This window comes from Pelatocladus sp. BLCC-F211, assembly GCF_041928655.1.
In the GTDB taxonomy this organism is placed as follows: Bacteria; Cyanobacteriota; Cyanobacteriia; order Cyanobacteriales; family Nostocaceae; genus Pelatocladus.
This window is the reverse complement of the sequence record NZ_JBHFLM010000216.1, coordinates 23023-43882: the sequence shown is the minus strand read 5'-3', so window position 1 is coordinate 43882 and position 20860 is coordinate 23023. Positions and strand designations below refer to the sequence as shown.

Annotated in this window: 18 protein-coding genes and 2 pseudogenes; 14 read left to right on the top strand and 6 right to left on the bottom strand. The window is 39.2% G+C overall.

All coding sequences use genetic code 11. The features are described 5' to 3' along the window. Positions 1 to 128: 128 nt before the first annotated feature. On the top strand, positions 129 to 1397 hold the full coding sequence (locus tag ACE1AT_RS26020) for an ATP-binding protein (RefSeq protein WP_374873676.1): 1269 nt from the start codon (positions 129 to 131) through the stop codon (positions 1395 to 1397). Between the two features lie 69 nt (positions 1398 to 1466). Here ACE1AT_RS26020 and ACE1AT_RS26015 read toward each other — a convergent pair whose 3' ends face one another. Both ACE1AT_RS26015 and ACE1AT_RS26010 read right to left on the bottom strand, forming a co-directional pair. Further along, the gene (locus ACE1AT_RS26015) at positions 1467 to 1718 is read right to left on the bottom strand and encodes an HU family DNA-binding protein (RefSeq protein WP_374873674.1); all 252 of its coding nucleotides are present in this window, start codon (positions 1716 to 1718) and stop codon (positions 1467 to 1469) included. A gap of 12 nt (positions 1719 to 1730) precedes the next feature. Further along, the gene (locus tag ACE1AT_RS26010; protein WP_045874764.1) at positions 1731 to 2396 is read right to left on the bottom strand and encodes a hypothetical protein; all 666 of its coding nucleotides are present in this window, start codon (positions 2394 to 2396) and stop codon (positions 1731 to 1733) included. A 209-nt stretch (positions 2397 to 2605) separates the two neighbouring features. Between ACE1AT_RS26010 and ACE1AT_RS26005 the strand changes: the two genes are divergently transcribed. Together ACE1AT_RS26005 and ACE1AT_RS26000 are read left to right on the top strand one after the other, a co-directional pair. Continuing rightward, positions 2606 to 3484 carry a hypothetical protein gene (locus ACE1AT_RS26005; RefSeq protein ID WP_374873672.1) on the top strand — a complete coding sequence of 293 codons (879 nt, stop codon included), beginning with the start codon at positions 2606 to 2608 and terminating at the stop codon, positions 3482 to 3484. A gap of 111 nt (positions 3485 to 3595) precedes the next feature. Then, positions 3596 to 3847: pseudogene (locus ACE1AT_RS26000) on the top strand (hypothetical protein); the annotation flags it as partial. A gap of 103 nt (positions 3848 to 3950) precedes the next feature. Here ACE1AT_RS26000 and ACE1AT_RS25995 read toward each other — a convergent pair. Further along, positions 3951 to 4304: pseudogene (locus tag ACE1AT_RS25995) on the bottom strand (Hsp20/alpha crystallin family protein); the annotation flags it as partial. 148 nt (positions 4305 to 4452) lie between these two features. Here ACE1AT_RS25995 and ACE1AT_RS25990 point away from each other — a divergent pair. Both ACE1AT_RS25990 and ACE1AT_RS25985 read left to right on the top strand, forming a co-directional pair. Further along, positions 4453 to 5007 carry a hypothetical protein gene (locus ACE1AT_RS25990; RefSeq protein ID WP_374873670.1) on the top strand — a complete coding sequence of 185 codons (555 nt, stop codon included), beginning with the start codon at positions 4453 to 4455 and terminating at the stop codon, positions 5005 to 5007. A gap of 115 nt (positions 5008 to 5122) precedes the next feature. Then, positions 5123 to 6079 carry a tyrosine-type recombinase/integrase gene (locus ACE1AT_RS25985; protein WP_374873668.1) on the top strand — a complete coding sequence of 319 codons (957 nt, stop codon included), beginning with the start codon at positions 5123 to 5125 and terminating at the stop codon, positions 6077 to 6079. A 5-nt stretch (positions 6080 to 6084) separates the two neighbouring features. Here the strand turns inward: ACE1AT_RS25985 and ACE1AT_RS25980 are convergent, their stop codons facing one another. Beyond that, positions 6085 to 7503: a TIGR03985 family CRISPR-associated protein gene (locus ACE1AT_RS25980; RefSeq protein ID WP_374873666.1), complete on the bottom strand. Its 1419-nt coding sequence runs from the start codon at positions 7501 to 7503 to the stop codon at positions 6085 to 6087. 83 nt (positions 7504 to 7586) lie between these two features. On the opposite strand from ACE1AT_RS25980, the gene ACE1AT_RS25975 reads away from it, so the two are divergent. The 9 genes from ACE1AT_RS25975 (at position 7587) to ACE1AT_RS25935 (ending at position 19741) form a co-directional block, all read left to right on the top strand. After that, positions 7587 to 8906, top strand: coding sequence for a Card1-like endonuclease domain-containing protein (locus ACE1AT_RS25975; protein ID WP_374873664.1), 1320 nt, complete (start codon positions 7587 to 7589; stop codon positions 8904 to 8906). A gap of 8 nt (positions 8907 to 8914) precedes the next feature. Next, positions 8915 to 10597, top strand: a complete 1683-nt coding sequence (locus tag ACE1AT_RS25970) for a hypothetical protein (protein ID WP_374873662.1) — start codon at positions 8915 to 8917, stop codon at positions 10595 to 10597. Then, entirely contained in the window at positions 10560 to 11252 is a 693-nt protein-coding gene (locus tag ACE1AT_RS25965) for an RAMP superfamily CRISPR-associated protein (RefSeq protein WP_374873660.1), read from the top strand. The genes ACE1AT_RS25970 and ACE1AT_RS25965 overlap by 38 nt, the downstream gene beginning before the upstream one ends. Further along, complete coding sequence (locus tag ACE1AT_RS25960; RefSeq protein WP_374873658.1) at positions 11249 to 12919, top strand: RAMP superfamily CRISPR-associated protein; 1671 nt, start codon at positions 11249 to 11251, stop codon at positions 12917 to 12919. Before ACE1AT_RS25965 ends, ACE1AT_RS25960 begins: the two co-directional genes overlap by 4 nt. Then, positions 12912 to 14462: an RAMP superfamily CRISPR-associated protein gene (locus ACE1AT_RS25955; RefSeq protein WP_374873656.1), complete on the top strand. Its 1551-nt coding sequence runs from the start codon at positions 12912 to 12914 to the stop codon at positions 14460 to 14462. The genes ACE1AT_RS25960 and ACE1AT_RS25955 overlap by 8 nt, the downstream gene beginning before the upstream one ends. Then, on the top strand, positions 14459 to 15067 hold the full coding sequence (gene csx19, locus ACE1AT_RS25950) for a CRISPR-associated protein Csx19 (protein ID WP_374873654.1): 609 nt from the start codon (positions 14459 to 14461) through the stop codon (positions 15065 to 15067). The genes ACE1AT_RS25955 and csx19 overlap by 4 nt, the downstream gene beginning before the upstream one ends. Next, entirely contained in the window at positions 15057 to 17549 is a 2493-nt protein-coding gene (locus ACE1AT_RS25945; protein ID WP_374873652.1) for a TIGR03986 family CRISPR-associated RAMP protein, read from the top strand. Before csx19 ends, ACE1AT_RS25945 begins: the two co-directional genes overlap by 11 nt. A 331-nt stretch (positions 17550 to 17880) precedes the next feature. Further along, on the top strand, positions 17881 to 18660 hold the full coding sequence (locus ACE1AT_RS25940; RefSeq protein ID WP_374873650.1) for a ParA family protein: 780 nt from the start codon (positions 17881 to 17883) through the stop codon (positions 18658 to 18660). 34 nt (positions 18661 to 18694) lie between these two features. Continuing rightward, positions 18695 to 19741, top strand: coding sequence for a ParB/RepB/Spo0J family partition protein (locus tag ACE1AT_RS25935; protein WP_374873648.1), 1047 nt, complete (start codon positions 18695 to 18697; stop codon positions 19739 to 19741). Positions 19742 to 19792: 51 nt separating this feature from the next. Here ACE1AT_RS25935 and ACE1AT_RS25930 read toward each other — a convergent pair whose 3' ends face one another. Further along, entirely contained in the window at positions 19793 to 20344 is a 552-nt protein-coding gene (locus tag ACE1AT_RS25930; protein ID WP_374873646.1) for a hypothetical protein, read from the bottom strand. 43 nt (positions 20345 to 20387) lie between these two features. Continuing rightward, on the bottom strand, positions 20388 to 20645 hold the full coding sequence (locus ACE1AT_RS25925) for a hypothetical protein (protein WP_374873644.1): 258 nt from the start codon (positions 20643 to 20645) through the stop codon (positions 20388 to 20390). Positions 20646 to 20860 lie beyond the last annotated feature (215 nt).

Below are 20860 nucleotides of genomic sequence, written 5' to 3'. Positions count from 1 at the left end.
GGCCTTGATCTTGGGATTGAACACAAATAATTCTCTCGAATTCTTGTGTTGATGTACAGCCCCCCATTTATTCGCGAGAGATAATCGCGAATAAATTGGTCTTTTCACTCTCTTTTTGCAAAATTGGGATGCTCCCGTTTGGCTTCGGTTTAGCAGTCCAACAAATACAAGCAGAATTAAAATTAGCAGATGTGGTTTCTAGTTTAGATAGTAATGCACAACTTAGATACTTAAACCACTTCCAACTGCACGGATTGTTAAACCCCAATTTACAAGAGTCACCCCAATATCTCACTCTGGAAGGAACACCACAGGTTGAAAAACTCGAACCACCCAAATTAACAAGTGATATCCAGTGGTTAATAGAATTAGTTTCCGAGCTAGTATTAAGACCACTTGATAAACGCAAGCATCACAATTTTATCATTCATGGTGGTTCACAATCTGGTAAATCTACATTAGTAAGCGCAATTATCCTGCTAGCAGCTCACCTCCTGGGACAAACAGGGTTGAAAGTAAAAATTAATCTCATTGATCCCAAATACCCAGAATCAAACTGGGCTTTTGAACCAAACTATAAAGATTACTCAGAAGTCCTACCAGGGTTACAAGCTAGCTTTCAAGAACTAGAGAAGATAAGAGGTGAAGCAAAAAAGCTAGGTAAAAGTGTTAGTAATAAGTATGGTTTTACCTTCACCATCATCGATGAGCAAGATAATATTTACGGTAATGGTGAGGGATATCCTGGTAAGATTTCCAAACCAGAAGTAGACCAAATATTAAATATAGAGTCAGCACTAATTAAAGAAGGTGCTGCCTACAATTTTTGTACTATAGTAATTGGTCAATCACCTCTAAACCAGGATACAGGCTTTAATCGGCAAATCTATAAAAATGCCACTCATATTGTGTTGGGAGATGCAGGGCTAAGTTGGATTAAAGATAATTCGTTTCCTTACAAAAAGTTTGCGGATGAATTAGAAACTTTATGCTACCGACACCTCAATAATGGGGAGAGATTTGCGTTGGTAATTCCCAAAGGAGGACTCCCTTATATTACTGGGTTATCTCAAGAGATTAAAAAGCTAGTAGTCCAGGGATTTAACCAGACAATTGAAGTAGAAACAACTACAGAAGAAACTCTTGAACAGGAAGACCAATCAATAGACCAGATAAGCAAGCAAGAACCACAGCAAGACAGACAGCAAAATCAACAACCTCAATTTAATCCAGTAGAAAAAGTTAGGGAATGGTGCTGGTTGTGTAAAAACAAGTTTGGCAGTTTTCCAAATAGACAAGAAATTACGGAAGCGTGGAAGAGATTAACTGGACAGCAACTAACACCAGAAGGTTTACAAGTTTTGATTGAAAAACTGAATTTAAATCTAGAAGATTAAGGAGGAAGTTAGTACAGATAAAGACCAATAATTATCTGCCATTGATCTGCTCAAAAAACCTCGCTACCATTACCTCTTGTAAGTAGACGACCAGCCAAACAACTTACGCAACCGTTGGGAGGGATTGAATTTAAAAACCCAACTTTCTCGTTCTACTCTTATGTAAAAAGTTCCAAAGTTCCGTAAGGAAACACTGTCTCCCTGTTTGAGCGATTCATAAATTTCTTCAAGCGTTGCATCAATGACTTCTTCCACAATGCCAGTTTCTTTGCACACTCGTTGGGACACACGGCGTACCAGTTCTTTCTTGTCGATAGACATTTTTACGTCAATTCACTCTTTAATTAAATTTGAGTCTTGATTCATTATCATTAATTTGGGAAACTTCTCTGCCAAATTTTGTCCAAAATAATAATGACACCAAAACTCAGCAATTTCCAGCAGCTTTGGAGCAGATTCAGGAATTAAACCCGAACCATATCGAGGCTCATAAGATTCTGTATATTCTCTAGCTAATTTATAGGCATAGTAGGGAAAATCCCGTTCAACAAAACAGCGAATAGCATAATCTAGTTTGAGCAGATAACCACTCTTGACAAAATGTACAGTAGTCCAATGAACGTTGCGGAAATCATCTCCCTGCAACTCATCAATTTGCCTCAATAACTTCTGTAGAGATTGCTTTCCTTCATAAGTGGGAGTTTCTAGGTAGCGTTCCATCTCTGCAATGGCATCGGCAATTATGGTTTTGTGAATTTCCCATTCAGAGGGACTGAGATTACTGGGACAGGAATCATCTTCTGTTTGCCTTCGTACCACTTTTGCGAGGTAGAGAGCAAATTGTTCGGCTGCAACTTCATCCTGACAAAGGCTTTTGATGCTGGTTAATCGGGTGATAGGTAGCGCAAATATAATATTCTCGGTGCGGAGTTGTTTAGCCGCTTCAACCCACTTTTTAATTTTGGTGGCGATCGCTGCCTGGGTATTTTTCTGTTTCATGGGAATATATAAAACAATATAATTTATTCTCAAAAATCCTCAAAATTCTATTCTAGATAATTCTTGAGTAAGATTATCACATCTCAAGACAATTACTAAGAACGCTGATTAGATATTACAGCATAATAAAAAAAATTAATTATTATGGTTATAAAAACAGATAAAATATTATTAATTATTTCCAATAACTTCCCAAGAAATCAAATTGAATGACTCGATTTATTCATGACCAATTCGCCAAGGATTATCTGGAAGAATTACTAAAACCTTATGGACAGGTACAAGCCCCCAGTCGTGTAGCAGGAGAAGTGCGAGAAATTGATGTTTTCTTTACTCCAGCAGCACAACAAACTACCAATTTAGCAACATTAGGTTTATTAGGAAAGTTTGCGACCAATCCTGCTATCTTTGAACCCTTCCGCAATGCTGCATCTAAAGAAGAAATTTGTGATTGTCTGTTGAAATTCTTAGAAGTGAGGGGTGTATTACAACGAGAAGCTAATAAAAATCAAACCCCAATTCCTGAATTAGAAACTCCTAAATTATGGATTCTCACCCCAACAGCATCCACGACGCTGCTGTCAGGATTTCGTGCAGTTCAAGGTGAAGATTGGTTGCCTGGAGTACATTTTATGGCAGACTATTTACGTGCAGCCATTGTAGCCATCCATCAGTTACCAAAAATTCCAGAAACACTGTGGCTGAGAATCCTGGGTAGAGGAAGGGTACAAGAGCAGGCAATTAATGAGTTAAAAGCACTACCATCAAATCATCCATTCCAGAAAGCGACGCTAGAATTAGTTTACAACCTGCGCCAGAATTTGAGAGTAAATCAAAATTTAGAAGAAGATGATAGGGAGTTAATCATGCGGCTAGAACCACTTTACCAGCAAGACCGGGAACAAGCCAAACTGGAAGGAGAACGCCTTGTAGTGGAAAACTTATTACAAGTTCGTTTTGGTTCATTAGATAACAATCTTCAAGCAATTATTGAACCATTATTAGCCTTACCACCACAAGAGTTTACTCCATTACTCATGCAGTTGTCACGGGAGGAATTAATTGCTAGGTTTGGTAGGCAATCTTGATATTTTATTTATCAGTTATATCCCATTGTCAATTCATAATAAACCATATCGGGGATAATATCTCCGGCTTTTTATGCTAGAAATTAAAGGTTAATTCAACTCCAGCTACATGATGATAGGGAGTTAATTATGCGGCTAGAACCACTGTATCAACAAGACCGAGAACAAGCCAAACAAGAAGGGATTCAACAAGGTGAACGTCTTGTAGTGGAAAACTTATTACAAGTTCGCTTTGGTTCATTAGATAAAGAATTAAGCGCAATTATTGAATTATTATTAGCCTTACCACCACAAGAATTTACCCCATTACTCATGCAATTGTCACGGGAGGAATTGATTGCTAGATTTGGTAGGCAATCTTGATACTTTCTTTGTCAGTTACATCCCATTATCAATTAATAAAAAACCTGGTTGAAATTTATCAACCAGGTTTAACATCATTTCACACTATTAGTTGAATACCTGCTCACTGAGATAGACTTGATGCCGCAGCCTCCCCAAGGTTAATTTTGACGACTTTATTTTTTTCTGGCTCGGTTTTAGGTAGAGTCAAATTCAAAATACCGTCTTTATATTCTGCCTTGACGTTGGTATTTTGAATGCGAGCATTCAGGGGAATTACTCGTTGGAATTTGCCGTAGTAAAATTCGCTTTTTGTTTTACCATTATTGTTGGTTTTAGTTTCTTCTTTACGTTCGGCAACCACCTTAACTGCATTCTCGGTGACTTCGATATCTACATCCTTAGCCTCGATTCCAGGCAGTTCCAGCTTCAGGTGTACGGCTTCTTCAGTTTCGTGCAGTTCGGCTGCTATAGCTCTAGCAACAGCCAGAACCTCAGTTTCATTAACAAATTCATTTTGTCGATATATAACAATCCTGTAAAAATTAGATATAATTGATACTCAGTATATTTCTCACCCACCAAATCTTCTACAATCAGCTTGTCGATATCGAAATGGATATCAAATGGCTGAACAAAAGTCCCCACCCAGCGAGATGATCCGCGTGCCTGTCCCACTAATTGGGATAGTTCGGCAACTATCCAAGCTACATCGGCAAGGGCATACAATTGCCTTGCTGCAAGCATTAGAGGAGTTAGTAGCAACATTTGATAGCAATATTGATATCGATTTAGCTGGCAGCAAACAAGTTTTACAATTGCAGGAGAAGTTGGAGGAATTGGAGTCCCATCTTGCTGATAGAGATAAATCGGTGGAAACCAAACTCGAAGCAATGACCAACAAACTGGAATTAATTGAACGAGCGATCGCATCAAATAGATACAATGCTCAACCTAAACAAAGAAGACAAGCATACCCATACCAACAAATACAAGTTGAACTACAGCCCAGGACAAACGAAAGTCTTGCTGCAAGACTTGGTGTTAGCCCCGAAAGCCTAATTGCAGAAAGAGAAAACAAGAGCGCCAAAGAATTTATCAGTTGGTCTCGTAACCGCGATCCGATGAGTACGGCTTGGGAATGGAACGCTTCGGACGGACTATACCACCCCCAACGGTAGAGAATACATCTACTCAATAATTATAAAGAAATGCAAACAAACACTTGACTTTAAGTAGAAGCGATGGATATTGCGTGGGATGATTGTTTACTAGAAGTTTAGTTCTGATAAATTAATGCGTCCAGGGGTAGTCAAGACACTGGTTTTAACGGAGCCATTACCGCTGACTGCTCATCCAGCAGCGGTGTACTTGGATAGTCTTGCACCTGGGTCAAGACCAACTATGGAACAAGCCCTCAATGCGATCGCGGCTTTGTTGACTAACGACAAATGTGATTACATAACTCTCAACTGGGCATCGCTGCGTTATCAACATACTGCTGCTGTCAGGTCTGCTTTGATGAAAAAATACGCTCCAGCAACTGCAAATAAGATGTTGTGTGCTTTAAGGAGGGTACTCACTGAAGCGTTTAAGTTAGATTTGATGGCTGCAACTGACTACCAGAAGGCAGTAGATTTACCGTCTATTAAGGCAAAAAAAAGACTTAGAGGTAGGGCACTTAAACAAGATGAAATTACGACGCTAATGGGTATTTGTCAAGCTGACAAGTCACCTGTGGGGGTAAGGGATGCGGCGTTAATTGCGATCCTGCGGTGTGGGTTGCGACGGGCTGAGGTAGTTGCCCTGCATTTGAAAGATGTAAATTTAGCTACCGGAGCGTTGGAGATTATTGGTAGTAAGAATGAAACCGACCGTACGGTGTATATGCCGGCCCGTGCTATTGCAGCGGTGGAAAAGTGGTTGAAACTCCGCACACGCAAACCGGGACCGCTACTATTACCCATCCGCAAGGGGGGAGAGTTGCAATGGCGAAGGATGACTCCCCAGGCAATATTGATGATTGTGCGAAAACGGGCGGAGTCGGCTGGGGTTGAGAGGTTTAGCCCCCATGATTTTAGAAGGACGTTTTGTTCTGACTTGTTGGATGCGGGTGTTGATATCGTTACTGTGCAGAAATTAGCCGGACACGCTTCGCCTGTAACCACGGGGAAGTATGACCGACGGGGTGAGGAGACTAAGCGTAAGGCGATGGAGAAATTGGATATTGGTTACACCAAGCATCATGAATGATATTGTTATTTATACAAGTTCCAAGTATTTTGGATTTCCAGAGCCATTTCTTGCCGCAAGTTCCAAGGTAGTAGGACTTCCACATTGGAACCTAAAGCTCGCAACCATCTAAGGACGTAGTAGTCTGTAACTCGGTAATCTACTTGGTAGTAAGCATCGGTGCTTGGGCGAGATTGGAGAATTTCTAAAATAGCCTCTCGACGTTCAGGGTTAAGTGTGTATTGTTGAATTAATTTGACTGTTTGCTCAGAGCTAATTCTAGTAAATGTATCATGAATACTGATGCCATCAATATAAAACTGATGAAAATCTTGCTCAAACCGCAATACCATCCGTGCTTTGTCTTTATAAAAGTCACAGCCCCAAGCTTCTTTTAACTTAGCGTTGACAATTTTTGGGGTTGGCAGGTCATTATCTTCATATTTTTCTCTTAATAATTGAGGAACACGAGGGTTATGCCAATCTAAAGTTTCTAGGCGTTTAGAAATAATCCGGTCTAGGCGATATTTATACCAGTTAATATCACCTTTGGGAGTGTTGCCATAGGCACACAAGTATTTAGCACGTTCCATAAAATAAATGCAAACTGGATAAACAACGCACTCTTTTATTTGATTTTGATGAGCGCTGTGATAGGTCAAAAGTACAGGTGGAATTTCTCCTGAATCCCACAGAGACTGCAATTCACTCTGGATTTCATCCACTGCATCTTGTGTAGGACTAGATTCTGGTACTACATAGTCAACATATAAGAAGACGCGATGAATATCTTCATCAACTTCATCTTCTGAGATTTCTTGAGCCAGCAAAGGTAAACTAGGGTCAAGAAAACTAAACATACCTAAAGTTGTAGTTAAATAAGCTTGTTTTTTAAAATTTAAAGTTGTTTCATAACCAAGATTTTCTGATTTACTGGAAATTGGCAATATTTCTACTCGGCGGTAATATTTGCTTCTACCAGTGACATTGTTTACTCGCTGCAAGCAGTTTCGCTTAACTAATAAATCTAAATCGCTTTGAAGTGATTTGCGAACTTGAGCAAATAACCGTTCTTCCAAGAGATTTTCTAGGTCAGAATTCGATAAAGGTATTTGTTTTTGCAGAGAATTTCGCCATTCATCTATAGGCACTTCCAATTCTAATAACCATTGTCCAGTTGTTTTAATACAAGCACAATCGGGGTCTTGATGGTTGAGGATGTCTGCTTGCTTTTCATCCTTGTGAGTCTCAGTAAAGAAAGCCTGTCGCCAATCAGTGTAGGTGAAACTGTTGGCGAGAGCAGTGTGTCCTTTATCACTATAGAGCCAACATAACAATGCCCAAAGCCGCATGGCGCGAGTGAGATTATGACTTTGGTCTAGAGAGCCATTGGCTAGCTGTTGTAAAAGTTTGGGGTGCGGAGGGTTGGTGAAGAGTGCATTCACGGTCAGTTAAGATGTCTCAGGTGTACTTTCCAAGGTAGCAGTTATTCGGAAGGGGGTATTTCCGATGCTGTGTAATACTGGGTATGGCAATTTTGAAAAACGGATACATCTTCCCTGTGAGTACGTCTGAGTTTGATAAGTATAAAGTAGACCATCTGTTTTTGCTGATTGGTGAAAATCCTCTGCCTAACTATGTTGCAGCCCAAATACTGCTGAAAGAGGATGGTACTGTTTACTTGGTACACAGCACAGATACAACTAGTAAAGCTGCTTGTTTGGAAAGAATGTTAAAGGCTGTAAATGTCAAACCAATTTCATTGGGCAGACATGAGGCTAACTCCTGTGTTATTAAAGACAAAATCCAAACCGAAGTAAAAAATATTTTAAAAAAGTATCCAAAGCATACTTTTGGTTTGAATTATACAGGTGGAACAAAGGCAATGTCTGTTCACGGTTATCGTGCCTTATTCGAGGCTTCAGGAGTTCAGAATCCTGTATTTAGTTATCTGGATGCTCGAAGTTTACAAATGCTAATAGAGCGAGAAAACGATACTCCAAAAGGTGAAATAGTAAAAATTCAAGTCAAATTAGAAGAACTTTTTAATTTGCACGAGTTGCCTTGGAAAAAAAACAAACAGCCTAATCGTCAACCAGTCCTACCTGATGCCGCACAGGAGTTCCTTAACGCATATTTATCAGCTACTCCAAAAAATACAGATAATACAGCAGAACAATGGTGGAAATGGTGTAAAGCTCAACTACATTCTCAAACTAAAGATAAATACGGTTTCTGGTATCCTGAAACAGAACTTATGAAGATATCTGGAATTAGTTTAGATGGAACACCAGAGAATATCAAAAAAATTTTGCATAAGTATCAAATGTTGAATTCAAAAGGCGAACTAGATCTGCAAGCATCTAAAAACCAAGGATTTGGTGAATTAAGCGATGTTTGTGCTTGGTTAAGTGGCGTTTGGCTTGAACATTATGTTCTGCATCAGATAAAAAATCTGTCTATACAATTTCCTGATATTCACGAAAGTGCAATGTCATTTCATATTGACGATCCCAACAACAAAGATGATAGATGGGATAGATTTGAATTTGATGTAGCTTTCATGCGAGACTATCAGCTATTTGCCTTATCCTGTACCACTGCTGGTGATAAATTCACTTGTAAACAAAAGTTATTTGAAGCTCATTTAAGAGCCAGACAACTAGGTGGAGATGAAGCGCGAGTAGGATTAGTTTGTTTTCATAATAATCCTGAGAGAGTAAAGCGTGATTTAGAAGCTACTATAAGAGATAAAAAAATTGTAGTTTTTGGCTCTCCAGACTTGAAACCTGATAAATTTGTCAAAAAAATGCAGCAGTGGATTCATGAGAATAGCCCAATACTTTAAGATATGCCATGAGTAAATACATAGCAACTGTAATTGATACAACAGGAATACAACCATATATTTTTGGCAGTAATCGTTTACGAGAAAATATAGGTGCATCGTATTTAGTAGAACAAGCAACAAATGGTTGGGTTAAGTGCGCTTTACGCCAAATATTTGGAGAAAATGTGTATATTCCTGAACCGGAACAAGAAGAAAAATGTATTGAACACGATAATCTTGATGCTGAATTAGTCTATACCGGAGGTGGTAATGCAGTTATTCTTTTCAAAGACAGAGAAGATAAAGAAAGTGCTATTAAATTTACTAAAAGATTGAGCAAAAGAGTATTGCAAGAAGCACCAGGCTTAAAAATTGTAGTAGCTCACAGTGAACCCTTTGAGTGGGGAAACAAACTATCAGGAATTGTTGATAGTTTGATGAAAGAATTAGAGCGAAAAAAACGCGAATACAATCCTTCTGTCCCTTTGCTAGGTCTGGGAGTTACAGCTAACTGTCTTTCTACTGGATTATCTGCTGTAGATACTAGCGATCTCTACAGTGTACCCACTAGCTATCCAGTCTCCAGAGAAATCGTTGAAAAGCTCCGAGCCGTTGACCCTAAAAATAAAGCTCCAGCCAATCAAGAACTAAAAGATACTATATTTAAAAATTTGCCGCTAGGCAATTATATAGTCCCTTATGATGTTGATGATTTAGGTCGCACTGAGGGTAAAAGTAGTTACATGGCTATAGTTCACGCTGATGGTAACGGGATGGGCGATCGCTTTAAAGAACATGGTAGGAAATGTAAAACAGACCGTGAGTATATTACTGCCATGCGTGAACTATCTAAAACTGTGAATCAGGCTGGTGTTAATGCTTTAAAAAAAGTTGCTGAGAGAGTTATCCAATTAGCAGATGGTAAATTACAGGAGCAGTTTGCAATTACAGAAAGAGATGGGGAAAAGTATCTGCCTTTTCGTCCAATAGTTTATGGCGGTGATGACGTTACATTTGTATGTGATGGACGCTTGGGACTATCGTTAGCAGCACTTTACCTGAAGGAATTTGCAGATCAACAAGTAGCAGATGGAAAAAATTTAACAGCCTGTGCAGGAATAGCAATTGTCAAAACACATTATCCATTTGCCAGAGCATATCAATTAAGTGAATCGCTGTGCATAAAAGCTAAAAACTTTGTGCGTTCTGAAAAAGAACGACTGGGAATATCAGATTTTTCTGCACTTGATTGGCACATTGCTCCTAGCGGTTTGTTAGGTTCAATCAGCGATATCCGTCAACGAGAATATCAAGTTACTGAAGGAAATCTCACCATGCGACCTTTGTACTTGCAATCTGATAGTGATTGGCGCAATTGGGATAATTTTTCTGAGGTAGTGAATCAATTCAACACGCACCCTGACTGGATAGGTCGCCGTAATAAAGTGATAGCTTTGCGAGAACAGTTACGGCAAGGTTCAGATAAAACAAAGCAGTTTTTACAGGTTTACGGTTTGAATGAGAAATATTTACCCCGATTTAGCAAATCAAAATATGACGACTTGTATCAATCTGGTTGGACTGAAGACCCCAGAACAAATACGAGAGTCTGCGGTTATTTTGATGCCATTGAAGCAATGGAATTTCACATTCCTTTAAAGGAGAAAACCGATGGAGATTTATTACCTGAAAATGCTACTTTTGAGTGATACAACTTTTGGGCGTGGTGATGGAGTAGCAGGTTTAATCGACCAAGAAGTAGAGCATGATGCTAACGGATTTCCCTACTTACGTGGACGTACTTTAAAAGGCTTGTTGAGTGAAGAATGCGACAATTTGATTGCTGTGCTTTCTGAACCACCACCTTCCCGTTGGGAACAAGCCGCCGAACATTTATTTGGCATACCTGGTAGTACCCTGGAAACTATCTCCAAGATGCACGTTGGCGATGCTTGTTTACCCCAAGACTTGCGAAAGGCTGTAAAACTTCAACTTGACCAAGAACAGGAAAGAGAACGCAGAGGTCAGGAAAGAAGACTCACAGAAGTAGACGTTCTTGCTTCTCTTACCACTATTCGCCGTCAAACTGCTATTGACCCTGAAGATGGCGCACCCGTGGAACATAGCTTACGCTCTAGTCGGGTTATCTTGCGAGATTTATGCTTCACCGCACCATTGTTATTTGAAAAAAAACCAACACCAGATATGCTAGCACTCTTAGCAGTCAGCACATTAGCACTGCAAAGGGTTGGTAGCGGACGTAACCGTGGTCGGGGTCATGTTCGTTGTACGCTACATGACTCAATTGGTGAAGAAATTACCCAAGAGCATTTTCGTTATTTTGAGCAGGAAACCAGGGGATGAAAGCAATTACTTTTTTACTGCACACTACACAACCATTGTTAGCAACTTCGCTTCAGGGAGACCCGAACAGTGATGTATCTTTTCCTTATATTCCAGGTAGCATGATTCGCGGAGTGTTGATTGGTCGCTATCTCCAACGTCACAATTTAAAAAGTACAGATGATATTTTAGATGAATCAAAATATCCAGATATAAAACGTTTATTTTTTAATGGTAATACCCGATATTTAAATGCTTATTTGTACGATAAACAAAAACAAAAGCGCACTCTACCTGTACCCCGCTCTTGGTTAAAGAAAAAGGGTGATGACATTTCCAATTTAGACGAGATAACTGTTTATGATTTCAGTTACGAAACACCGGAAGAAGATATTTCATACAAATCACTAGATGAGAGCTTTTGCACTGTAGATGATAAAGATATAGTGCTTTACAAAGAAAAGCGACGCATCAACATTCATAATATGCGAAATCGCAAAAAAGGCAGAGGTGATGAAGATAATGGTGCAATATTTCGCTATGAGGCTTTAGATGCCGAACAATATTTCCAGGCTGTAATTCTCTGTGATGATCCTGACGATATAGAAAAAATTAAGCCGTTACTAGAACCACAAGAAATGTGGTTAGGCGGTTCTCAAAGTGCGGGATATGGACATACTCAGATTATTCCTATAGAAGAGGATGAAGAGCATGATTATTGGGACGAAGTGGGAATTGAGCCTGAAGACCGTAACGACAGAGAACTAATCCGTATTACTCTTCTCAGTGATCTAATTTTACGGGATAAATGGGGTCATTATGTTGCCACGCCACCAAACTCAACAGGAGATGAAATTAATCAAAAAGTTGAGTCATTAACTCAGATATTAGAAGAATTACTAGATATAAAGTTAGAACCACAATCTAGTTATACCAGTAGTCTTATTGTTGGGGGATTTAACCGTAAATGGGGATTACCTTTACCGCAAGTACCAGCTTTAGCAGCAGGTAGTGTTTTTGTATTTAAGTGTAATAAAGAAGATGGAGAACTAGATTCAGAAAAAATTCGTTTAGTAGAAAATCAAGGTATTGGTGAAAGGCGGGTTGATGGTTTTGGAAGAATTGCTATCAATTGGCTAGAGGAAGAAGCAATATTTAATGCTTGTTTACCAGAAAGAAAAACTGACTGGTATCAACCACAGCTAGTCCCAAATTCAGAAGATAGCCAACTAGCTCAAAAGATGGCAAAGAGATTATTGGAACAAAACCTAGATAAGCGACTTTTAGAGAAGCTTGATAATTGTAAACTCAGACCAAACAAACTCAGCAATAGCCAACTTTCCCGGTTAATGATTGTAGCAACACAAGCTCTGAGACAAGAAATTAAAAAATCAGGTGTTGAAGAATTAGAAGAAAGAAAAAAAATAGTTATTGATTTTTTGAAAAATCTAACCAAAAATGCCAATAGTCAATTTGAAGACACAAAAGTTTATCGTAAATCTTTCAAAGGTCAGATTTGTGACTGGTTAAAAGACTCAAGTACATGGTTAGATTCAGATAATTTAAAATTTTCTATTGCTGGTGAGTCAGTTCCACCAGACTTAGTTGAAAAACTGAAGCTAGAATACACGCTACGGCTAATTATTGCGGTTGCCAAACAAGCGACAAAGGATAAACAAGATGAATAGAACACGCGAAGGACGACATATTATTAAGCGCATCATTGTACGCGGTGTTTTGGTTCTGGATACGCCAACTTGTTTGGGAAATGGTGATGCTGAAGGTGCTACAGATATGATGCTGTTACTTGACAGTATTAGTCATAACCCTTTACTAACAGGTTCATCAATTGCTGGTGCTTTACGCAATTATTTACATGAATATCAGTGTGATTACACGAAAAGTGAAAGCCGTGATAATATAGCTGCAAAATTGTTTGGTGATTTATTTGCTTACAAGGATGAAAGGAATAAAAATGAAGCAGAAAAAATTGCATTAAGAGAAAAAGATAGTCAAAGTCCTTTAATTATTCATGATGCAATAGGTAGCACTATTCACAATGTTGAAATACGAGATGGAGTCAAAATAGATGGTGCAACTGGTACTGCGTCTGACAAGGCAAAATACGACTTGGAACTCTTGCCAGCAGGGACTAAGTTTCCTTTGAACTTTGAGTTGTTAATTGAAAAAGATAAAGATAAAGATGAGAATGAATTAAAACAAGCACTTGCTTTAGCTTTAGAAGGGTTAAAGAATGGTGAAATTGCTATTGGAATGAAAAAGCGACGGGGTTTTGGTCGCTGTCATGTAGATGAGTGGCAAGTTTGGGAATTTGATTTAACTAAACATAGCGATCTCATTGCTTGGTTAACATTTGAAAGACCTTGGGGTAAACCTTATGCTACTAAATTACCAAGCGACAAGCTATTGAGTAATACACACCTCCAGAAGCTAAAGGTAGATAAGCCAGATAAGCGCGATCGCCTCTTCATCACTGCCAAATTCCAACTAGCCAGCCCCTTACTCATTCGCTCTGGTCAAGATTTAATTCAAAACAAATGTTCTCCCGATGTGGTACATTTGCACTCCTATAGAAAAGACAAACCTGAGCCAGTTGTTTCTGGTACAAGTTTAGCAGGAGTGCTGTGGCATAGAGCCGAGAGAATAGTGAATACTTTAGATAAGAATTTACAAATTGTGTATGACCTATTTGGCTTTGTTAAAGAAGAAAGTAAACAAGCAAAGGCTAGTCGTTTAGTTATTCATGAAAGCTTGATAGAAAATACAGTTGACATTGTACAAAGCCGAATTGCTATTGACCGTTTTACAGGCGGAGCATATAACGGAGCATTGTTTCAGGAACAACCTGTTTTTAGTATCTCTAAAAAAGAGGATAGTCAAAAAATTAATAAAGTTAAAGGTAAATTAAAAAAAAGTAGCAATACAAGTAGTAACACAGCGCATATAAAACTAGAACTGGAACTACGTCAACCAAAGGGATATGAAATTGGGTTACTTCTGCTGCTACTTAAAGATTTATGGACGGGTGATTTACCAATAGGTGGTACTAGCAGTATTGGGAGAGGACGTTTGCAGGGAGTTGAAGCAACTATAGTTTGGCAACAACACAAGTGGGTAATCTCTGAGGAGAATCGGAAACTACTAATCAGCAAACAAGATAAAGATGAAATGGAAGAGTTTGTTAAAAAGTTTTTGGAGCAAGCACCATGAATCAAGATTTGTGTCAGGAAGTTTCAACAGAAACAATTGAACTATCACTAGAGGATTGGTTAAAGCAACAAGCAATTACTAAAGATTATCAGTTACGGTACGTGTTAGCTCATGCAGAGGATGGAGTTGTCTGGGGACATTTTGAAGTAGAAAGCGGCATTTTAGAAACTTCTAAGCAAGCTTTTACTGAGTATGATTTTCCTACATTACGTCTGTCAACATTACAACAATGCCGGATATTTGGAGAAGCTGGTGAGGTCTTACTATGGAATAGTAATGGAAAATGGCGATCGCGGCTAATTTTACAAAGCCAAGTATCAGAATTACTTGAACAAGAAAAAATAGGTTTAATACCAGAATCACAAATTCTCTGGGGTACTCAAGGAAAAGCAAACGGTAACTTTACCTTACTTTCAGATGGTTCTCAGGGGTTTAAATATGCTGCTCCCATCACAGGGATTACTTTTAGCCAGGATAAACAGAAACAGTATCGTCCACTTCGACTAGAAGTACATCACTATTTTTATTATGACCAAGATGGAGTAGCTCGGATTTTTCTCAGTCGTCTTGTATCTCTCACAAAAGAAAAAATTTATGAATCCTAAACATCTAGAAAAAGTGCCTGATGACCGTAAAGCAGTTGCTCCTTATAACTTTGTAGAGATACCAGAAAGAGTAGTTGAAGCAAAATTTGAATGTAATGGTAAATTACGCGATAACAACCGCTACTATTCTGACCGTCACACTGGCAAAATTGTATGTAACTTAAAAACTGAATCACCTTTATATATTCGTTGTGGTTTAACACCTGCTGATTTTGCAGAGTTTGGAGATAAACCGAACGAAGAACTAACACCAGAACAACGCAAAAAAAAGGCTGAATTCTTTCAGTATCCTTCAAAACAGTATCCCGTTTTGCCTGGTAGCAGTTTGCGTGGAATGGTGAGAACTCTAGTTGAAATTGTTAGCTTTGGCAAGATTGAAAGAGTCTCAGATGCTTCAAAATTTTTCTTCCGTGCAGTTGCTGCTGATAAGCAAGATCCTTTGGACGAACTATATAAAGATTTGCTGAAAAGTGTAAAAGCTGGTTATCTAGTCGAAACTCAAGAAGGTTGGTTTATTCGTCCAGTTTCCCAAACAGTTGCGGGAAATAATAATACATCATTTGTCTGGGTTAAAGAGGATAGAAGAGCAAAAAGAGCAGCTGGTGAACAAGATATCCGAACAATTGCTAATCAGTTCACTCCTAGATTTATTACTTTAAATCAAGCAGGTTATCTACCACAATATCAAGAGGTAAGCTTTGAAACTACCTATTCAAAGAATGGACGCACTTTTGCCAAGAATATTAGTGCCAATCCAAACACTTATCAATATAGAGGATGGCTTGTAACTAGCGGAAATATGAAGCAAGAGGGTGACAGCAGTAAATCTCCTCGGCAAAATCACTGCATTGTGCTAGCTGAAGACAAAACCGGAACTCAACTTTTAAAAATTGATGATGCTGCTATCAAGCATTACCGTGACGCACTTACAGATTTTCAAAAGCAGCAACCATTTGATAAAAATATGGGAGTTTTGGAAGCTGGCAGACCTATTTTTTACAGTGAAATGTTCTCATACTGTGAAATCAAGTCCAAACAGGTAGTTAGGTTATTTGGTCAAAGTCCTAACTTTCGTATTCCTTATTCTCCTCAAAATGATGGTAAAGCCGCATCAGCAGTTGATTTTATCCCTGAAGAAGTAGGTGAATCTGACAAAATTGACTTAGCTGATGCTATTTTTGGCTTTGTTAGGCGTAAAAACGAGAACAAAGTACAAGGTTCTGATAAAAATAAAAAAGAAAAACAGGAAAAATCTCGTGCTGGACGTATATTTTTCAGTGATGCTCAATATAAAAGTGAAGAAAATGGTATCTGGCTGACTGATGACACCATTACACCACAAATTCTGGCTACTCCTAAACCAACAACATTTCAGCACTACTTAGTCCAAAAAAGCCACGAAAAGAAAAGCCTGAAGCACTATGCTAGTCAACCCAATCAAGACACAGTAATTCGGGGACATAAACTATATTGGCATAAGGGAAATGTAGGCATAGACAGAATTAAAACCAAAGCAACTGAAGCTGAAATTAAAGATAAACAATCCCAGTACACGGAAATTAAGCCAATTCAATCAGGAGTTTCTTTTGAGTTCACCATTTATTTTGAGAATCTCAGTGATGTAGAACTGGGTGCGCTTTTATGGGTGTTAACCCTATCAGTCGAAGATGTAGAGAAAGTCAAATTACTTGGCCTTGATAGCAAAGAAAAATATCGGCTTTCCCTTGGTATGGGAAAGCCATTAGGTATGGGTGCAGTAATGATTGAAAAATATGAACTTTCCCTTAATGAACGATATCGTAATGAACCTAAGCAGCGATACACACAGCTATTTGATGATAATAACTGGTTAAGTGGCGATCGCCCTGCTACTTATGATGAGCATAAAGAATTTATTCAGAAGTTTGAGGAATATGTAACTACGCACATTAGTGAAGCTGACTTTCCCCAAGATTATCCAGACAAACAAGATTATGAAAAATTGAAGCTAAAGGATGTACCACGTATCAAAATGTTACTAACTATGCTGAGATGGGATATTTTTCCACCTGTAAGTAGAACACGATACATGGAAATAGAACGAGACATAACAACAAATGACTACATCTGTCAGCCTGTTAAGGAAGATGATAAAACAGTTAATGAGTATAAATGCCGTCTGATACTGCCAACTCCATTTCAAGTAATGGATATGTCAGACAATCGAAGACATCAAACCCTAAATTTAGATAATTTAAAGTCATACCGCCAAAATGAAATTACTAAATCTAAACCATCTCAAGAATTTCAAATTGGTCAAATTTTAGATGCTGAGGTTATCAAAATCATTGGGATTAAAGTTACTTATAAAATGTTAGTTGATATTAGGCGAACTACAGATGAACACAAAAAAGCTAAGTATTTACAGGAAGGACAAATGGTTAAAGTCAAAATCACTGCTTTAAGAGATAATGGTGAGATTAAAAATGTCAAATTATGTTGATTAATCTCACATTAATGAGGATTTTTGTTATCTAAGTGATTTTTCCTCACGCAAATTTCAACGAGAAACGATCACTCGCATCCTTTACTGCCAAACATTCTCCTCCGCGCAGCTACAGGATCAGCTAAAACCGAAACTGCGATTTAGTTGTGATGCTGGATTTGATGCCTCACCAATTCCAAGTTAAGATGCAAGAAAATTTTGTATTGATCCCCCCTCGTCGCTACAATCACCTGTATATGGGATTTCATTACATTTTCTCAAGAGCGGATAACGTTATCCGCCTTCTCTAACTCATCCCCAAATAACAAAAAATTCTCAACCAACTATCGTGACTAAAACTCGCATCATTACGTTATTCAACCAGTCAGGGGGCGTTGCCAAAACAACTTTGACCCACAATCTGGGCTACCATCTTGCAGCCAACAAGCACCGCGTCCTACTCGTGGACATGGACCCACAGGCATCTTTAACCAACTTCTTGGGTGTAGACCCTGAAGAACTAGAAAAAACTGTCTATAACGCGATAATTGATGAAGAACCATTATTTGTCTACCCTGAAAAAATCCAGGGTATGGCATTGGCACCCACCAATATCAATTTAAGTGCCGCCGAACTCCTCCTACCAGCTGCCACCGCACGCGAATATCGCCTCCATGAAGCCCTTGCCCCCATCCGCGATGATTACGATTTTATCCTCATTGATTGTCCCCCGTCCCTTGGCATTTTAAGTATCCTCAGCCTAACTGCTGCTACTCATATTCTCATACCTATTCAGTGTCAATTTAAATCTTTCCTGGGTACAGACCTACTACTTGATACTGTCGCCAGGGTTAAAAAAAAGCTCAACAAAGGACTACAAATTGCTGGGTTTATTCCTACAATGCTTGATAGCCGCACCGCACAAGAAACCCGCACTCTCCAAGCTGTGGAAGAACAACTTTCCCAAATTGGTACGATATATCCTCCTATCCCCAAATCTATCGCCTTTGCGGATGCCTCCGAGCGTAGAATGCCGTTGGGAATGTATGATAAGAAACACCCCGCAGTCAAAATCCTAAATAAGATTGCCAAAGAGTTAGATAAATTAAAAGTGGAGTCGTCGGGCTAAACCCACAGGTCTGCCACACTTACTAGGAGGTTCTGTGAGTAAAAAAGACGCAGCGTACACCGCAAAACTCAAACACGCTAACCCAATAGATTTAATGTTTGGCGGTAGCGAAGATGAACCCGCAACGCCATCTAACAAATCAACCAACACGATTCTCATCCAGGAAATTAAATTACCGCCCACCCAACCCAGGCGTTATTTTGACCCCAAAAAGTTGGAAGAACTTTCGCTATCTATTAAAGAGCTAGGCATCCTCGAACCATTAATCGTGCGCTCTCAACCAGATGGAAGTTACGAACTCATTGCGGGCGAGCGTCGTTTCAAAGCAGCTATTATGGCCGGGTTGGAGGAAGTGCCTGTCGTCATCAAGGAAATGGACGACGACACGGTTAAGCAGGTGCAATTAATTGAAAACCTCCAGCGTGAAGATTTGAATGCGTATGAGGAAACAATCGGAATTTTGGAGTTACTGGCACTGCGCCTCAATTCAACCCAGGATGAGGTAATTAGCCTGCTCAACCGCATGGAAAAAGCCAACCGAAAACAAGCGGATAACGTTATCCGCCAAAAAGAAAAGAAGGAAAGCAAAACCCTTGATGATGTTATCCATCCTTCAGATGATAAAAAAGCGGATAACGTTATCCGCCATGAAGAAAATGTTGTAGTAGAAGGTATATTTGCCTCTCTTGGTAGGCTTTCTGCTGAATCCTTCCGTACTAATCGCCTGCCATTACTCAATCTCCCTGAAGATATTAAAGAGGCACTGCAAAAGGGGTCAATTGAGTACACCAAAGCGCGTGCGATCGCTAAAGTGAAGGAGGATGTAAAACGCGCTCCTTTACTGCAAGCAGCAATCAAAGAGAATTTATCACTTACAGAAATCCAACAGAGGATACGAGATATCTTCGCTCAGGAGAAAGCAGACACTACCCCATCACTTAAAACCCAGTACAAGGAATTAAGCAAACAACTTGGTTCATCCAAAGTCTGGGATAACCCGAAGAAAAAGAAAGCGTTGGAGAAATTGCTCAATCAAATTAAAGTACTCTTGGATGAAGAACAAGCCATTACAAAAACTTAAATTTCCGACTCCCATAACTTGTAGTCTTGTCATCTGTATGACAAAGTTCGATTAAGTACCTAACCGTTGCTGCATGATTTGTTGTGCCAGTTCATAGTCACGCCCAACGAGGTAGGAAAAATGATAGTAGGAGGCAACATAGAAGTCACAGTCATGATTCTGATAGCGGTCAGCAACGGCAAGAAACCCGTAGCGGGCATCACTTATATCAGAGAACCAAGTACTGTGGTAGGTATCAAATAAAAATAACGTCAGCGAGTTTTTATCTAAGCTTGCATTCAACCGCAGTAGATGGAGATGGGGATGGTGGGCACGTCCTATTGGCAGGAGTAAGTCATACCCATCAAAGTTAATAAATTCTGCAAGTTCGCCTTCGGTATAATCATCTGTACGCGGATTAGGCAGTAAGTACTCCCAACGGATAAAAAACTCGTGTTTGGCATCAAATCCGGGGTCGATATCGATTCGCCAATATTCGCTTTGGCAAAGTTCCTCAAGCACTGATGCAGGTAAATCTGTAATTTTCATGGCATCACAACCATAACCAAACAAAGTTTCGTAGCTATTGCATGGTAATTTATTCCAATAGCAATCGAGCAACATCCAGCAGCCGTAATATTCCATAATAAATAACAGTTAGCTGGGTTTAATCTCCCCTTTCTAACGATCGCGCCATCAAATAAGCTTTTTCTGCCGTATACCGCTTACCTATACCTCCCACAACATTCACAAAATATTTCTGCTTGCTTGTTCTGCCTAGCAGATCCAGGTCTACAGGCGATTCAGTGTGCCCAAACACCATATAATTTGTCCGAGTTTCTTCAACCATCCATACAGTAATCCCCTGAAACTCATAACTGGCGAACATTTCAGCCGCGTACTTAGCTTTGTCTAAGTCGGTCATCGCCTACTACCTCAATCTCACCTTAATTAATTTACCATCTCTTTTAATACGTATGTACCAATAAACAGCGGTATAGACGGCGTAACAGTCCTTTACAAGTTCAGTTCGCGTGTACTTTGGGTTGCGTCCTAAGAATCACAGCGCATCTAAGAAAGAATATTTTTGACTTGGAAAAAAGCGTGAAACCTTCTCGCGAATGCTCTTAAGAGCTTCAA

What these genes read in the sequence shown, in the direction of transcription:
- csx19 (WP_374873654.1), top strand. Translation starts at nt 14,459, where the DNA reads ATGAATCAAGATTTGTGTCAGGAAGTTTCAACAGAAACAATTGAACTA.
- ACE1AT_RS26005 (WP_374873672.1), top strand. Translation starts at nt 2,606, where the DNA reads ATGACTCGATTTATTCATGACCAATTCGCCAAGGATTATCTGGAAGAA.
- ACE1AT_RS26020 (WP_374873676.1), top strand. Translation starts at nt 129, where the DNA reads ATGCTCCCGTTTGGCTTCGGTTTAGCAGTCCAACAAATACAAGCAGAA.
- ACE1AT_RS25955 (WP_374873656.1), top strand. Translation starts at nt 12,912, where the DNA reads ATGAATAGAACACGCGAAGGACGACATATTATTAAGCGCATCATTGTA.
- ACE1AT_RS26010 (WP_045874764.1), bottom strand. Translation starts at nt 2,396, where the DNA reads ATGAAACAGAAAAATACCCAGGCAGCGATCGCCACCAAAATTAAAAAG.
- ACE1AT_RS25965 (WP_374873660.1), top strand. Translation starts at nt 10,560, where the DNA reads ATGGAGATTTATTACCTGAAAATGCTACTTTTGAGTGATACAACTTTT.
- ACE1AT_RS25990 (WP_374873670.1), top strand. Translation starts at nt 4,453, where the DNA reads ATGGCTGAACAAAAGTCCCCACCCAGCGAGATGATCCGCGTGCCTGTC.
- ACE1AT_RS25960 (WP_374873658.1), top strand. Translation starts at nt 11,249, where the DNA reads ATGAAAGCAATTACTTTTTTACTGCACACTACACAACCATTGTTAGCA.
- ACE1AT_RS25930 (WP_374873646.1), bottom strand. Translation starts at nt 20,344, where the DNA reads ATGTTGCTCGATTGCTATTGGAATAAATTACCATGCAATAGCTACGAA.
- ACE1AT_RS25945 (WP_374873652.1), top strand. Translation starts at nt 15,057, where the DNA reads ATGAATCCTAAACATCTAGAAAAAGTGCCTGATGACCGTAAAGCAGTT.
- ACE1AT_RS25985 (WP_374873668.1), top strand. Translation starts at nt 5,123, where the DNA reads ATGCGTCCAGGGGTAGTCAAGACACTGGTTTTAACGGAGCCATTACCG.
- ACE1AT_RS25925 (WP_374873644.1), bottom strand. Translation starts at nt 20,645, where the DNA reads ATGACCGACTTAGACAAAGCTAAGTACGCGGCTGAAATGTTCGCCAGT.
- ACE1AT_RS26015 (WP_374873674.1), bottom strand. Translation starts at nt 1,718, where the DNA reads ATGTCTATCGACAAGAAAGAACTGGTACGCCGTGTGTCCCAACGAGTG.
- ACE1AT_RS25975 (WP_374873664.1), top strand. Translation starts at nt 7,587, where the DNA reads ATGGCAATTTTGAAAAACGGATACATCTTCCCTGTGAGTACGTCTGAG.
- ACE1AT_RS25970 (WP_374873662.1), top strand. Translation starts at nt 8,915, where the DNA reads ATGAGTAAATACATAGCAACTGTAATTGATACAACAGGAATACAACCA.